The organism is Solitalea longa (assembly GCF_002920915.1).
Classification (GTDB): domain Bacteria; phylum Bacteroidota; class Bacteroidia; order Sphingobacteriales; family Sphingobacteriaceae; genus Solitalea; species Solitalea longa.
Genome location: NZ_PQVF01000010.1, coordinates 139285 through 152481 on the forward strand (window position 1 = coordinate 139285; position 13197 = coordinate 152481).

Annotated in this window: 14 protein-coding genes; 10 read left to right on the forward strand and 4 right to left on the reverse strand. The window is 37.6% G+C overall.

What is annotated here, in order from left to right; all coding sequences use genetic code 11:
• The first annotated feature begins 69 nt into the window (after positions 1-69).
• From C3K47_RS14735 to C3K47_RS14760, 6 genes are all read left to right on the forward strand, one after another.
• Positions 70-645, forward strand: a complete 576-nt coding sequence (locus C3K47_RS14735) for a DUF420 domain-containing protein (protein WP_103789919.1) — start codon at positions 70-72, stop codon at positions 643-645.
• A 20-nt stretch (positions 646-665) separates the two neighbouring features.
• Positions 666-971 (forward strand): hypothetical protein, encoded by a 306-nt coding sequence (locus C3K47_RS14740; RefSeq protein WP_243392561.1) that lies wholly within the window; start codon positions 666-668, stop codon positions 969-971.
• 91 nt (positions 972-1062) lie between these two features.
• The gene (locus C3K47_RS14745) at positions 1063-1443 is read left to right on the forward strand and encodes a DUF983 domain-containing protein (RefSeq protein WP_103789920.1); all 381 of its coding nucleotides are present in this window, start codon (positions 1063-1065) and stop codon (positions 1441-1443) included.
• 5 nt (positions 1444-1448) lie between these two features.
• Positions 1449-2111 carry a DUF2461 domain-containing protein gene (locus tag C3K47_RS14750; RefSeq protein WP_103789921.1) on the forward strand — a complete coding sequence of 221 codons (663 nt, stop codon included), beginning with the start codon at positions 1449-1451 and terminating at the stop codon, positions 2109-2111.
• Between the two features lie 118 nt (positions 2112-2229).
• Positions 2230-3081 (forward strand): OmpA/MotB family protein, encoded by an 852-nt coding sequence (locus C3K47_RS14755; protein WP_103789922.1) that lies wholly within the window; start codon positions 2230-2232, stop codon positions 3079-3081.
• Between the two features lie 11 nt (positions 3082-3092).
• Entirely contained in the window at positions 3093-3596 is a 504-nt protein-coding gene (locus C3K47_RS14760; RefSeq protein ID WP_103789923.1) for a hypothetical protein, read from the forward strand.
• 12 nt (positions 3597-3608) lie between these two features.
• Here C3K47_RS14760 and rfbC read toward each other — a convergent pair whose 3' ends face one another.
• Together rfbC and C3K47_RS14770 are read right to left on the reverse strand one after the other, a co-directional pair.
• Positions 3609-4151, reverse strand: a complete 543-nt coding sequence (rfbC, locus tag C3K47_RS14765) for a dTDP-4-dehydrorhamnose 3,5-epimerase (protein ID WP_103789924.1) — start codon at positions 4149-4151, stop codon at positions 3609-3611.
• Between the two features lie 38 nt (positions 4152-4189).
• Positions 4190-4507: a DUF4286 family protein gene (locus C3K47_RS14770; RefSeq protein ID WP_103789925.1), complete on the reverse strand. Its 318-nt coding sequence runs from the start codon at positions 4505-4507 to the stop codon at positions 4190-4192.
• Between the two features lie 171 nt (positions 4508-4678).
• Here C3K47_RS14770 and C3K47_RS14775 point away from each other — a divergent pair, with 171 nt between their 5' ends.
• On the forward strand, positions 4679-5815 hold the full coding sequence (locus C3K47_RS14775; protein ID WP_103789926.1) for a polysaccharide deacetylase family protein: 1137 nt from the start codon (positions 4679-4681) through the stop codon (positions 5813-5815).
• Here C3K47_RS14775 and C3K47_RS14780 read toward each other — a convergent pair.
• Both C3K47_RS14780 and C3K47_RS14785 read right to left on the reverse strand, forming a co-directional pair.
• Complete coding sequence (locus C3K47_RS14780) at positions 5808-7613, reverse strand: tetratricopeptide repeat protein (RefSeq protein ID WP_133159395.1); 1806 nt, start codon at positions 7611-7613, stop codon at positions 5808-5810. The genes C3K47_RS14775 and C3K47_RS14780 overlap by 8 nt on opposite strands.
• 52 nt (positions 7614-7665) lie before the next feature.
• On the reverse strand, positions 7666-8565 hold the full coding sequence (locus tag C3K47_RS14785; protein WP_103789928.1) for a molybdopterin-binding domain-containing protein: 900 nt from the start codon (positions 8563-8565) through the stop codon (positions 7666-7668).
• A gap of 180 nt (positions 8566-8745) precedes the next feature.
• Here C3K47_RS14785 and C3K47_RS14790 point away from each other — a divergent pair, with 180 nt between their 5' ends.
• The 3 genes from C3K47_RS14790 to C3K47_RS14800 are packed head-to-tail and all read left to right on the forward strand — an operon-like array spanning position 8746 to position 13053.
• Positions 8746-10632, forward strand: coding sequence for a S9 family peptidase (locus C3K47_RS14790; RefSeq protein WP_103789929.1), 1887 nt, complete (start codon positions 8746-8748; stop codon positions 10630-10632).
• Between the two features lie 11 nt (positions 10633-10643).
• Positions 10644-12332: a sensor histidine kinase gene (locus C3K47_RS14795; RefSeq protein WP_103789930.1), complete on the forward strand. Its 1689-nt coding sequence runs from the start codon at positions 10644-10646 to the stop codon at positions 12330-12332.
• Between the two features lie 25 nt (positions 12333-12357).
• Positions 12358-13053: a response regulator transcription factor gene (locus tag C3K47_RS14800; protein ID WP_103789955.1), complete on the forward strand. Its 696-nt coding sequence runs from the start codon at positions 12358-12360 to the stop codon at positions 13051-13053.
• The last annotated feature ends 144 nt before the right edge of the window (positions 13054-13197 follow it).

The window sequence follows — 13197 nt, forward strand, 5'->3', positions numbered from 1 at the left end:
TACAAATGATTGGCTAGGTTGTAAAATGGATCCTGATTCCTGTCTCTTTGTTCTTTTATCCAATAGAAGATGTCAGAAAAATTATTATTCAGAATTGTTGCCGGTGTATCGGTATTTGTATTTGTGGTGGTGGTATTGTTGAATCGGAAAGTTTTGCCTGCACCCGCAGTTGATCCTTCTTCTATTTTAATTTTACCCAAACTTAATGCCTTTATTAACGGAACTTGTAGTGTTCTTCTGTTGCTTTCACTGTATTTTATTAAACAAAAGAATATTGCAGTTCATAAAAAGTTAAATCTTACTGCTTTCTTCCTTTCAAGCTTATTCCTGGTATCGTATATCACTTATCACTGGCTGGCTCCCCAAGAAGCTAAATTCGGAGACTTGAATGGTGATGGAATTGTTGATCCCGCAGAACTAACAAAGGCTGGTTCAGGACGAACTGTATACCTGATCATTTTAATTACTCATATTGTTTTAGCGGCCCTTGTTTTACCAATGGTATTGCTTTCATTTTACTGGGGACTTAAAATGGAGGTGACAAAGCATCGTAAGATCACACGTTGGAGTTACCCGATCTGGTTATATGTAACCATTACCGGTGTGGTAGTTTATCTGTTAATTTCGCCTTATTATTTAAAATAGCAAACATTTTAAGTTCATAAATGGTTATTTTTGAAGTTATTAAAAGAGTTATGATGAAAAAAACGGTTGTTGCATTACTGTTTGCATTTATACTTATCGGCATGCTTCCGGAGTCATCTAAAGCTCAATGCCCTATGTGTAAATCATCTGTTGAATCATCAATAGAAAAGGGTGGGAAAACAGGAACCGGACTTAATAACGGTATTTTATATTTATTGGCAGCACCATATATTGCTGTTGCAGGGGTTGGTTTAATGTGGTATCGTAATTACCGACGTAAAAACGTTAATATCAATATTCCTGATCAAGAGCTTAATTTAAATTAGTCGAAGAGGTCACTCTTCGATTTTTCATTTGTAGTCCTGTTTTATTTATTGACCGATTCATATTGCAGGAGTTTAATAACCAATCCGTATAATGGCCATTTCTAAGTTTCAAGCAATAGTTCAACAAAAATGTCCTCGTTGTCATCAGGGGAATATGTTCGTTCATCCTTCTTACAACCTAATAGCGTATCAAAAGATGCATTCAAACTGCCCGGTGTGTGGTTTACGTTTTGAAATTGAGCCCGGCTTTTTTTGGGGCGGTATGTATTTAAGTTATGCCCTTAATGTGGCACAAAGTGTCACCCTTGGCATTGCCACTTATTTTTTATTAGGAGATCCTTCGCCTTGGGTATATCTGAGCATAATCATAGGAGCAATTTTTTTGTTTATGCCGATAAACTTTCGCTATGGCAGAGTGTTAATGTTGCATTGGTTTTCACCAATTAAGTTTGATACATCCTATTCGAAATAAAAAATATGCTACAGCAAACTACCTTTGATTTTTTAAAAGAGCTTGCCGAAAATAATAACCGCGACTGGTTTATGGAAAACAAGAAGCGCTACGATATGGCAAAGCAAAACGTAGAAGACTTTGTAGATGCTGTATTGGTTAAACTTGCTGAAATTGATCCTGCAGTTAGCGGGATAAAGGCGAAACAATGTGTAATGCGGATTTACCGCGATGTTCGTTTCAGTAAGGATAAATTGCCCTATAAAAAGAACTTTGGTATTGTTGTTAGTTCAATGGGAAAAGGAGTTAACGGTCCTTGCTATTACTTGCACATTGAACCGGCAACCTGTTTTGCTGCCGGGGGATATTGGATGCCCGAAGCCGAACATATTAAAGCGATCAGACAAGAAATCGATTACAATACCCACGATTTTAAGGTAATAATTGAAGCGAAAGCCTTTAAGCAGTATTTCAATAAGCTTGATGAAGAGGGCAAGTTGAAAACTGCTCCCAAAGGATATCCGGCTGATCATCCTGAAATTGAATTGTTAAAGCTGAAAAGCTTCACTGTTTCTAATGAATTAGATCAAAAAGCACTTCTAGGTAAAAACGCTGTTGAGCAGGTAGTGAACGTTTGGAAGGAAGTTTATCCGTTTAATCAGTTTTTATTTAATGCCATAGGATCATAAAGGCATTCAAAATAGTATAACAGCGACAGGAAACTCATTTTCTGTCGCTGTTTTTTTTATTCACACTAATCAATCAGAAGAATGGTTTATTTATTTTAGACCACAAATAAATTTGTTTATGCGTAGATCAACAATTTTACCAGCCATTGTTTTAGTTTCGGTTATTGGGTTATCCTCTTGTGTTGCCTTAAGTAAGAAAGATTACCGCAAACTAATGTCGGAACGAGATTCATTACAAAACACCCTTGTAAACTGTAACACCAAAGGAGACAGCCTTGTTGCAGTTGCTAATAAATTGAAAGGAGATACTTCGAATTTAGGAGATCAATTAAGATTAGCGCAGGAGCAAAATGAACAATTGTTTAAAGACTATACCGTATTACGGAATAACAGTACCGGAGAAATTAAGAAGCTTTCATCAGATCTGGCAGCACGTGAAAAAAACCTGCGTGAAGTAGAGGCCATTTTAAAAAGCAGGGATGAAGCAACCAAGGCCTTACAACAGAAACTATCAAAAGCGTTATTAGGCTTTGCTGAAAGCGGTTTAACGGTGTCTGTTAAAGACGGTAAGGTGTACGTTTCCTTAACCGACAAATTATTATTTGATACTGGTAGCATTGTTATTGATGCAAAGGGTAAAGAAGCGCTTGATGAACTGTCGAAGGTGCTTAAAACACAAACCGATATCAATATTTTGGTTGAAGGTCATACAGACAATGCTAAGGTTCGCAACTTAGGACAAATTAAAGATAACTGGGACTTAAGTGTTTTACGGGCTACATCAGTTGTTAGGTACCTGACCGAGGCTCAAAAGTTAGAGCCAATAAAAGTGGAAGCGGCTGGTAGAGGCGAATATAACCCCTTACTAACAGAGAATACACCAGAAGCAAAAAGCAAAAATCGGAGGATAGAGATTATCCTTTCACCTAAGCTGGATGAGCTGTATAATTTGCTGCAAACTAAAAATTAATTTTTGTATACATGAAAAGGTTCTGTTTACTTCTATTTCTGCTAAGTTCATTTGCCTTTGTTAAGGCACAGTCAAAAGAAGAAACTTTGGACAGAGTGATCAAGCAATTATACTCCTCTATATCAGGACCGGCAGGGCAACAAAGGGACACTGCATTAATACGGTCGTTATTTATTTCTGATGCTCGTTTAATGCCTGTTTTTATTAATAAAGAAAAAAAGATTGCAGTACGTGTACTTTCCGTTGATCAGTACCTTATAGGGCTTGGGAAATTAACAAAAGATCAGGGTTTCTTTGAGAAAGAGCTCTCAAGAAAAACTGATATTTACGGTAATATGGCCCAGGTGTTTTCTACTTATCAATCGCTTTATAAGCAAGATGATAGCCAACCATTTCAACGAGGTATTAATAGCTTACAGCTCATGTATGACGGCCAGACATGGCGCATAATGAATGTTACATGGAATGCAGAAACGCCCGAGAATTCCATTCCCGGACGTTATCTGTCAAATTAATATTTTAGTTTTTTAAAACGGACTTGTAAAGTCTTTTAATTTGGGGAGAATTTCATCTTTTTCTGAAACCAGAACATCAACTTCTCCCCAATTAATATTCAGATCTGGATCATTCCAAATAATTCCACCTTCAGAGGCCTTATTGTAAAAATTAGTGCACTTATAGCTGAAAATGGTATCATCTTCAAGTGTGATAAAACCATGGGCAAATCCTTCCGGAATCCAAAATTGAACCTGGTTTTCACCGCTTAATTCAATGCTGTAATACTGTCCGAAGGTTGGAGAATTTTTTCTGATGTCAACAGCAATGTCGAGTACTCTGCCTTGAATAACCCTTACTAACTTGCCTTGAGCAAAAGGAGGAGCCTGAAAATGCAGTCCGCGTAATGTGCCTTTTTGTGATTTAGACTGATTGTCTTGAACAAAATTCGCATCAATACCGGCTTCCCTAAAAGTATGCTGATTATAGCTTTCAAAAAAATAACCTCGGGCGTCATTAAATACCCGTGGCTCAATAATTACCAAGCCATCAATAGGCGTATGAGTAATTTTCATAAATGGTGTATGTATTATTGAAAAATGAATTGAATGAATTATCCTTCGGCAAGGATTTCCATTACCGAACGGAAGGCAACTATCTTAGAGCCATATTTTTCAGTAACTTCTTGGCGCAGCGAAGGCGCAAATTCCTTTTCGTATCTGAAATAATCATTCATGGTTTCACAGAAATATTGAAAAGAGAAGGTAGTACCTACCTGCTCAGGTTCAACAGGAGCTATGAGTTCAGCTATTTTATAAGATTTAAATATGCCGGTGTTCATTACATCAGGAATATGTTTGTCGCGCATCCACACTAAAAACTCCTCAACAACATCCGCTTCAATATTTATAGTCACATTAAATTGTACCATCGATTTAAAATTTGATACAAAAATTAGAAAAATAGGCGGAAGTAACGAATTTAATTCCTGAGATAATTTTAAAAAAACACTGAAAAAAATGCTGTTTTCAGTTAGTCTGAAAGATAAAAATTTGCTTAAAATTTATTAAATTTAAAGGACACCCTCTCAATTTACTGCCTTATGTTTACGCGACTTCTTTATATCGTCAAATTTTTTTGGCTGTCTTTCTGCGTCCTGTTTATAGGTCCCTTATCCCTTAAAGCTCAACAAACATATGCCGAAAAACTAGGGTGGAAGAAGGGGGATCGTGTGCTTATTTTACATGTTGATGATGCCGGTATGTCGTTTGACTCCAACCAGGGTACAATTGAAGCTATTGAAAATGGTGTGGCTAATTCATTGAGTGTAATGATGCCATGCCCTTGGGTTCCTCCAATGGTTAAGTACATTAAGGAAAATCCTACCATTGATGCAGGCTTACATATAACCTTAACATCTGAATGGAGCACCTATCGCTGGGGACCAGTGGCCGGGCAGAAAAGAGTGCCGGGTTTAACTGACAAGGAAGGTTGTTTGTGGAGAGATGTTGATCTGGTTCGCAAACACGCCAGCTCTAAAGAAGTGGGCCGCGAAATAAAAGCTCAAATAGCTAAGGCTCGTAAAATGGGCTTTAATCCTACCCATCTCGATTCACACATGGGAACGGTTTTTTCAAAGCCGGGTTATCTTATGAAATACATGAAAATTGGCCGGAAAGAGAATATCCCCATTATGTTTCCGGGCGGCCATAATACAATGCTTTTGGCACAGGTAAAAATGCATGATCTGTCGAAGTTAAAGGATTCGCAATTTAGCTATGCAGGAGCTCAACCTGTAGAGAAACTAAACTCAATAATGAAGCTTGCCCGGAGTGTAGGACGTAAAGTTTGGAACTCGGGTTTGCCGGTGTTGGATGATTTAAATGGAATGAGCTATGAATGGAATTTTCCTTCAGACATGGGAAATACGGACGAAAACCTTCAAAAATGGTTCAGGGAGCAGTATGAAGAAAGTTTAAACAAGCTTAAACCGGGTTTAACAATGGTGATTATGCATTGCACTAAAACCACCGATGCTTACAAAGAGTTCTCAGGGTCGGGCGACAGGAGAAAAGGTGATATGCTGGCAATGATCGACCCTAAATTTCGGAAGTTTTTGGAAGATGAAGGGTTTATCTTAACTACATGGAAAGAAGTGATGGAAAGAAGAAAAAGTGTGGGCCCACAAAAATTCAAACATGTAAACCAGGATATACTAAAGAATGTATTGTTTAATTAAGTATATCGCCCCGTAAAGAACGGAAGCGTTTTCGGGCTTCCAAAACATATAAACTGCCTGGGAATTGTGTTAACAAACGTTCATACAGTTCCTGGGCTTTTTGTTTATTGTTGAGTTGATTTTCATTCAGGTCGGCTAGCATAAACAAGGCGTCATCGCCCCAAATATCGTAGTTAAATCGCTCAATAATTTCAGTTAATGTTTTAGCGGCATCACTGTACAGCCCTTTTTTTAAAGAGATCTTCGATTCTGCCATTAAAATATCATCCTCTAACGGATGACCGGGATAAATCGCTCTTAAGCTGTCGAGTGTAGTTTTTGCACCGGCCAATTGATTTTTGAAGATTTCAAGGTCAGCGTGTGCATACATTTTTAAGGGTTTATTTGTGCTGTCAGGGCCTAAATTATCGCCAATAAGCAACGAAAGGTTTAAAGCATCATTTGCAAAAAGCTGTGATGTAGAAGCTTTTAACACGTCCAACTGTGCCTTCGCCCAATCGAAATCACCGTTCCAGAATGAAAGTCGCGCACTTCTAAAGCGAGCTTCCTGCCCCATCGGATTATCTCTTAAAGCTTTGTCAACCTGTCCGTATAATAAAGTGGCCTCCCAAATATCTCCCGAAATCACGTAAATATCCCCAAGGTCGAGTTTGCACTGTGCCTGAACAGCATAAGAAATACGGGGAGTTTTAATGGCATCGTCAAGTAATGCAATGGCTTCATCGGTTTTTTGCAGGTAGTAAGCTTTAAGATGGGCCAAACCTCTTACCATGTAAAGGGTCTCATTATTTTTTCCAAACTCGGCTATCGCCTGTTCATAATCTTTTTCCAATGAAAGAATGTCTTCATGTTTATAATTTCCGGCAACGATCTTTTTATTCTTTGTGCTGATAAAGGCCATTTTGGCCTCATCAAATAAAGGACTTTTAGGAGAAAGGGAAGTAATGGTCGCAAATGCTTTTATGGCAATGTCATACTGTTCGGCATTTGCAGCAACTTCACCAACAGTGAGCAAACGTTCACCATCTTCATTTAAGACTTTGTTAAAAACAATGGCTTTCTCCAAGGCTTGGTTAAAGTCTTTTTGTTGCAAATACAGCCATATTGTTAGATCCGCTAAGTCGGGACTCTGACCTTCTTTATTTATCTTCCGTTGTAAAACGTTCTTTAGCGTTTCAAAATCTTTTGGTTCCTGTAAAGAGCTGGATAAAATACTCTTGGCCTGGCTCAAAAAAGTAGGATTAACCGATAATTGCAGCAATGCTTCTTCAATCACAGCTGTTTTATCCTGTTTTAAATTATAAAGCCGCGTAAGGTCGTAGGTAAATAAAGTTTCATTACCCATTACCTGTCGGCCTTTTTTAAAGGTTTGAATGGCGTAATCAAACTCCGCTATTGTATAAAATTTCTGGCCTGTTTCAGAAATAATAAACATATCAGGGCTGATGTCATTGATCGCCTTATTAAACTGCTCTTTGGCCTTACTTGAATTTCCGCTTTGCTTGTAAACGTTCCCCAAGTCAATCTGAAAGCGTAAAATGCCAGGGTTTCTCTTAACTTGTTTTGCTGCTATTTTTTCGGCTTTGTCGAACTGTTTAAGCTTTAATAAACAGTTAATCAGGTTGCTGTAACTGCTTTCAGAACCAGTCTTGCTATAAACATCTTCATAAAGATCGGCCGCTTTCTGATAATCGCCATTGCGCAAGAAATCCTGAGCAAGGGCCTCATCCATGTTTTTTTGAGCAAAAACAACTACCGGAAAAAGAATTAAAACGATATAAATAACAAGCTGACGCATATCTGTAAAAATATTAAACAATCTTGTTATAAAATTCTTTTTCTCCAAATTATCAGTTGCCAATAAATGGAATGATTTCAACCATTGAGCCTTTTACAACAGTGCTTTTTGGTAAAATTCTTACATAGCAGTTTGCGTTGGCATAATCGGTAAGGATTATTTCATCAACTTTTTGCTGAAAGTTTACAATTACGTCTTTGTCGAAAACCGAATAGCGACCAATGGAGAAATGGGTATATGATGTATTGTTTTCGTAGTTGCTGGCTGAAGTTGCCTTAGTCAGTTGAAATGTCTTTCCGAGTGATTTCAATATAGCTGCGCGGCCATATATTTCGGCACTAATTAAAGCCCCGGTTTGTTCTTCGGGTAAGAAGAAAACTATTTTATGATCGTGAAAACCGATAAGGGTTTTTTCGCCCGGAGTTTGACTTATTTTGTTAATTATGAATTTAATGCCAAATTGCTCGAACTTAGGTATAAGCTGATGATGGTCGTAACCTGTGAGCATAATGATGTCGCAACGATCAATTAAGTTTTTGATTTGAAGATCAACATCCGGACTTTCCATGATTAACATGGGCTCCATGCTTGTATTTACCCCATTAAAGTCTTTAATTAAACTTTTTATAATGGGTGAAATAATAGGTTTAGTAGGATAAAGATGAGTATATACTGGTTGAATACAAACCTCTACGGCTTTGTATACGTTTACTTGTTCGATATCAAGTTTATGCAAAATACCCAATTCATAGGCCCGTAATAAGGTCCCACGTTTAAGTGTGGTTTCGTAAGTGGCAAAATTAGCGTGATTATATATATTTTGCTTTTCGGGTAATAGCAGATCTTCGGCCAAAAACATGTTTAATGCATCGGCCAATTCCATGCGAACAATTCGTTTAGAAGGAGTGAATTGTTGGTTTATTGAAAATAAAACTTCTTCTACGGTGGTCAAGGTTGGGTTAATTTAATAATATGCGAGTTTATGTAGTTTCCTTGTTACAGGCGCCTTAAAGCCGTAATATTATTGCTTTTTAGGGGTAAAATTGTTGTTACAGCTCGATTTGGGCCTTTCAATTTTAACTATTTTTAACACGATTTTGCAAAATTAGAATAAATAAGGAATATAAACTTTATGAAGGTATTTTTTAAATGCGTATTGTTTTTACTGGTGGGGATGCTGGGGGCATGCGATAAGAAAACAGCAGTACGAGAGATACCTATCGCTGATTTTTTCAAGAATCCCGAACGCACCTTTTTTCGTCTTTCTCCTGATGGAGAGTACATTGCTTTTCTTCAACCCTATAAAGACCGTTTAAATCTCTTTGTTCAAAAACTCAACACTAACGAGATTACCCAGGTAACTTCTGAAAGCGAAAATGCCATCATGAAATATTGGTGGGCTGGAAATAATCAACTGATCTATTTAAAAGACAATAATGGTGATGAACGCTATCACCTTTATGCTGTGCGTAAAGATGGTACTAAAAACCAGGATATAACGCCTTATCCGGATGTTACAGTGCGTTTGATTGATGTAATGGACGACGGCAACATATTGTTATTACTTAATAAACGGGATCCGAAAAAGTTTGATGCGTACCGAATGAACATGGAAACCGGTGAGCTGAAGATCATTGCCGAGAATCCGGGGAATATCAATTATTGGATGGCTGATCATGAAGGAAAACTTTTACTGGCTGTAGAAACCGATGGTGTGAACGACCGTTTGCTCTACCGTCCGGAGGAAGACATGCCTTTTAAAGTGGTTCGAAGTGTACAATTTGATGAAAATTTAGAGCCACAGTGTTTTTCGTTTGATAGCAATAAACATATCTATGCACTATCAAATATTGGCAGAGATAAAACTGCGTTGGTGGAATTTGACCTGGAAACAGGTAAAGAGATCAAAACAGTTTATGAAAACAAAGATGTAGATGTTGCCGAAGTCGGCTATTCGAAACGGTTAAAAAAGCTGCTTTGGGCCGGCTACACCACCTGGAAATACGAGGTTCACTTTTTGGATGAGCCATCGGCTTGTTTTTATAACAATATCTCTAAAAAACTTCCTGGTAAAGACCTTTGGATCACCGGGATGGATAAAATGGAAGAGAAATTCCTGGTAAGGACCTACAGCGACAGAAATCCGGGAACCTATTATTTATATGAGATCAATTCTGATAAACTGAGCAAACTAAGTGATATCTCTCCCTGGATCAAGGAACAGGAAATGGCTGAAATGAAACCAATTTCCTATCAATCGAGAGATGGACTTACAATTCATGGATATTTGACCTTGCCTAAGGGTAAAGAGGCGAAGAATTTGCCGGCAATCATTATGCCTCACGGTGGTTCTAGTCCATGGACTAGAAATAAATGGGGTTACAATGCTGAAGTTCAGTTTTTAGCCAACAGGGGATATGCGGTATTGCAGATGAACTACCGAGGATCAACAGGTTATGGAAAAGCATTTTATCAGGCTTCGTTTAAAGAGTGGGGCGGCAAAATGCAGAATGATATTACCGATGGTGCCCTTTGGTTGATTCGAAGCGGTGTGGCAGATTCGAGCAGGATTGGCATTTTTGGGAATGGCTTTGGAGGGTATTCTGCCTTGGTAGGCTGTATTAAAAATCCAGAAATGTATAAATGTGGGGTTTCCTATTGTGGTATCATTAATTTATTTACCTACCTGAAAGATATTCCTCCCTATTATAAATCGATGCAGGGCATGTATTATGAGTTGGTGGGGAATCCGGAAACGGAGGCAGATGCATTGCGAGAAGTTTCGCCGATATTTCATGCCGAAAAGATCAAGGTTCCGTTATTGGTAGCCCAGGGAGCCAAAGATCCGCGGGTAAATACACAGGAAACCAGTCAGCTGGTAAAAACCTTGCAGAAGCAAAATATAGATGTAAAATACATCCTGAAACAAAATGAGGGAACCTACTTCATGAAACAGGAAAATCGCATTGAACTCTATAAAACAATGGAGCAGTTTTTTAATGACAATTTAAAGAAATAGGAATTTCTGATTTGGAAGCTAGATCACAACAGAAAAGTACATATCGGCAAAACCTGGTGTTAATCACCAGTTTTTTTATCCTTATTTCGTTGTCATTTATTTTAGCGCTTTTCCTTTCCTATAAATTCACGCAAAAATTTGTTGAAGGGCAATTTGATAGTGAAAAAGCTAAGGTGCTTGATAAAACCATTGAGCCATACAATGATTTTTTAAATAACGATGTTCCTAAGTTTTCGCTATATCAGGGTTTTTTGGATTCAGTTTCTGTTCATAAGATATCCAGAAGCCTTTTCAAAACTTATCCATTCACACAATCGATGGTGTTCTACGACCTCGAGATCAGTAATCATCGTATAAGTACCGGTTTAACTAAAGACCATTTTTCAGCTGAGTTTAAATCGATCTATCAATATGAAAGGAATAAAAAGCCTGAATTGCTTTACAGTAAAAAGTACCAGGTTTTTAATTATCCATCAATTGTTGAAACGGATTTTAGTACGGCTTTATTGAAATTTGTTTCTTATGTAGAACAGGTCGACACCAACCGAATTCCCGATAACAGCCAGATCTTCAATAACTTTTATACCATTGGTGACAATAAGGTTAGCTTTTTAAATGTTCCGAGAAGACAGGAACTGACCATTTATAAAGAGTTCTTTGCGCCGGATGAAGTTCGCGCGCCATCGGCATTATATGAACAGGATCTGGTTGTTTTTCATCTCGATCCGACTAAACTGAAAATAGAAAATATTAATCCGCAGCTGTATCAAAACATAATGATCAAATCGTTTATGTTCGATTCATTAAGTACCGATCAGCGGCATTATTACACCACAGGGATCTCTTTACCTGGGGCGTTTTCTGATTATCAGCTTTATTTTATTTCAACCAAAGAACACCTGAGCAAAGAGATCTACAGGATCTTTACTCCGCTGGCTATTGGGTTTATTATCGTTTATCTTTTGGTTTTATTTATTGCGTACCTGATTTTTAGAAACCTGAATATTAACCAGAAACTGTTTAAACTGCAATACGATTTTATCAATAATCTAACGCATGAATTTAAAACACCGGTTAGTGTGATAAAAATAGCCGGTGATAATATTAGAAGCAGTGATGGCTTAACTGAACGTGAACGCTTAAATTATGGTAGGATTTTAAATGAAGAAGCTGATAAGCTGAATGATTTAATGACCAAATTGCTCTCATTTACTCAGCTCGAAAATAAGTCCATCAAACTGAAATATTCAAATGTTAATTTGGAAGTGTTTTGTCAAAATCTGGTAGACGCTTATCAGATTAAATACCCTGATTTTAATATTGAATACAGTATTGAAGAGGCCGATATATTTGAAACCGACGCAGTATTGCTTAACAGCGTTTTCACCAATATGATCGATAATGCTTATAAATACTCTAATCCAGGCAATAAGTTTTTGAATATTAACATTAAGCGACAGCGAAAGCAACTGATCTTTAGGTTTGTAGATCAGGGAATTGGTATTGAAAAACAGGAACTGGAAAATATCTTTAAGAAATTCTATAAGGTGGAGAATGAGTTTAACCGTCATGGAAGCGTGGGGATAGGGCTGGCGTTTTGCAAAGAAATAGTTAACTTCATGAATGGTGAAATAAGCGTTAAAAGCAAACCGGGTAAAGGCTCAGAATTTAGAATTGTTTTACCTTTTAAAAAGAACTGAACATAAATATTATACAGTTAAGTCTATGGAAAAGAAAAAAATAAAAGTGGCTGTTGTTGAAGACGATGAAAATCTTCGTTTTCTGGTAGCCAGTCGTTTAGAGAAAGAAGGTTATACCGTTTTTGAGGCCGCCAACGGACCTGATGGCGAAGCGTTAATATTAAGAGAAGAACCTGAAGTGGTTTTACTGGATTGGATGCTGCCTGGCAAGCAAGGGTCTGCGGTTTGTGCCTCCCTTCGCCAGCAAAATTTTGAAAACCTGGTAATTATGATGACCGCTAAGGCGCAAGATGTGGATAAAATTGACGCCTATAACTTTGGCGTTTCCGATTATATAACCAAGCCATTTAATATGGATGTGCTGGTGGCTTTGTTAGATAATAAGGTGAAATTTATCCTTACACATGATAAAAGCGAGGTACATAAGTTCCATAACATGGAGCACCATCCAAGCATTCACTCCCTGATCACATCTGATGGTAAAAAGATCGAGCTTACGATTTTAGAAAACAGGATCTTACTATATTTTCTTAAAAATCCGAGTAAGGTTATCAACCGCGATGAATTGATGCAAGTGGTGTGGGGCTATAATTCGGATGTGAATACCCGAACACTCGATATGCATATTGTTCGTTTACGGAAAAAGATTGAAGACAATCCCGAAAATCCTCAATTACTGCAAACAGTACGAGGTATAGGTTACAAGTTTAATATCGATTAAATGAAACCCGGTTGACAGCCGGGTTTTTTGTTAAACTATATCTGGTCCGTAATTGCAGATTGTTTTTAAATAGGTATTATTCTGTACCTTTAGCCCACATTATCTATCGCTCTGTTAAACGTTTGAATGCAATTTTTATAAAGA

Excerpts from the sequence above, each read along its gene's own strand:
- C3K47_RS14735 (WP_103789919.1), top strand. The coding sequence starts at position 70 with ATGTCAGAAAAATTATTATTCAGAATTGTTGCCGGTGTATCGGTATTT.
- C3K47_RS14740 (WP_243392561.1), top strand. The coding sequence starts at position 666 with ATGGTTATTTTTGAAGTTATTAAAAGAGTTATGATGAAAAAAACGGTT.
- C3K47_RS14745 (WP_103789920.1), top strand. The coding sequence starts at position 1,063 with ATGGCCATTTCTAAGTTTCAAGCAATAGTTCAACAAAAATGTCCTCGT.
- C3K47_RS14750 (WP_103789921.1), top strand. The coding sequence starts at position 1,449 with ATGCTACAGCAAACTACCTTTGATTTTTTAAAAGAGCTTGCCGAAAAT.
- C3K47_RS14755 (WP_103789922.1), top strand. The coding sequence starts at position 2,230 with ATGCGTAGATCAACAATTTTACCAGCCATTGTTTTAGTTTCGGTTATT.
- C3K47_RS14760 (WP_103789923.1), top strand. The coding sequence starts at position 3,093 with ATGAAAAGGTTCTGTTTACTTCTATTTCTGCTAAGTTCATTTGCCTTT.
- rfbC (WP_103789924.1), bottom strand. The coding sequence starts at position 4,151 with ATGAAAATTACTCATACGCCTATTGATGGCTTGGTAATTATTGAGCCA.
- C3K47_RS14770 (WP_103789925.1), bottom strand. The coding sequence starts at position 4,507 with ATGGTACAATTTAATGTGACTATAAATATTGAAGCGGATGTTGTTGAG.
- C3K47_RS14775 (WP_103789926.1), top strand. The coding sequence starts at position 4,679 with ATGTTTACGCGACTTCTTTATATCGTCAAATTTTTTTGGCTGTCTTTC.
- C3K47_RS14780 (WP_133159395.1), bottom strand. The coding sequence starts at position 7,613 with ATGCGTCAGCTTGTTATTTATATCGTTTTAATTCTTTTTCCGGTAGTT.
- C3K47_RS14790 (WP_103789929.1), top strand. The coding sequence starts at position 8,746 with ATGAAGGTATTTTTTAAATGCGTATTGTTTTTACTGGTGGGGATGCTG.
- C3K47_RS14800 (WP_103789955.1), top strand. The coding sequence starts at position 12,358 with ATGGAAAAGAAAAAAATAAAAGTGGCTGTTGTTGAAGACGATGAAAAT.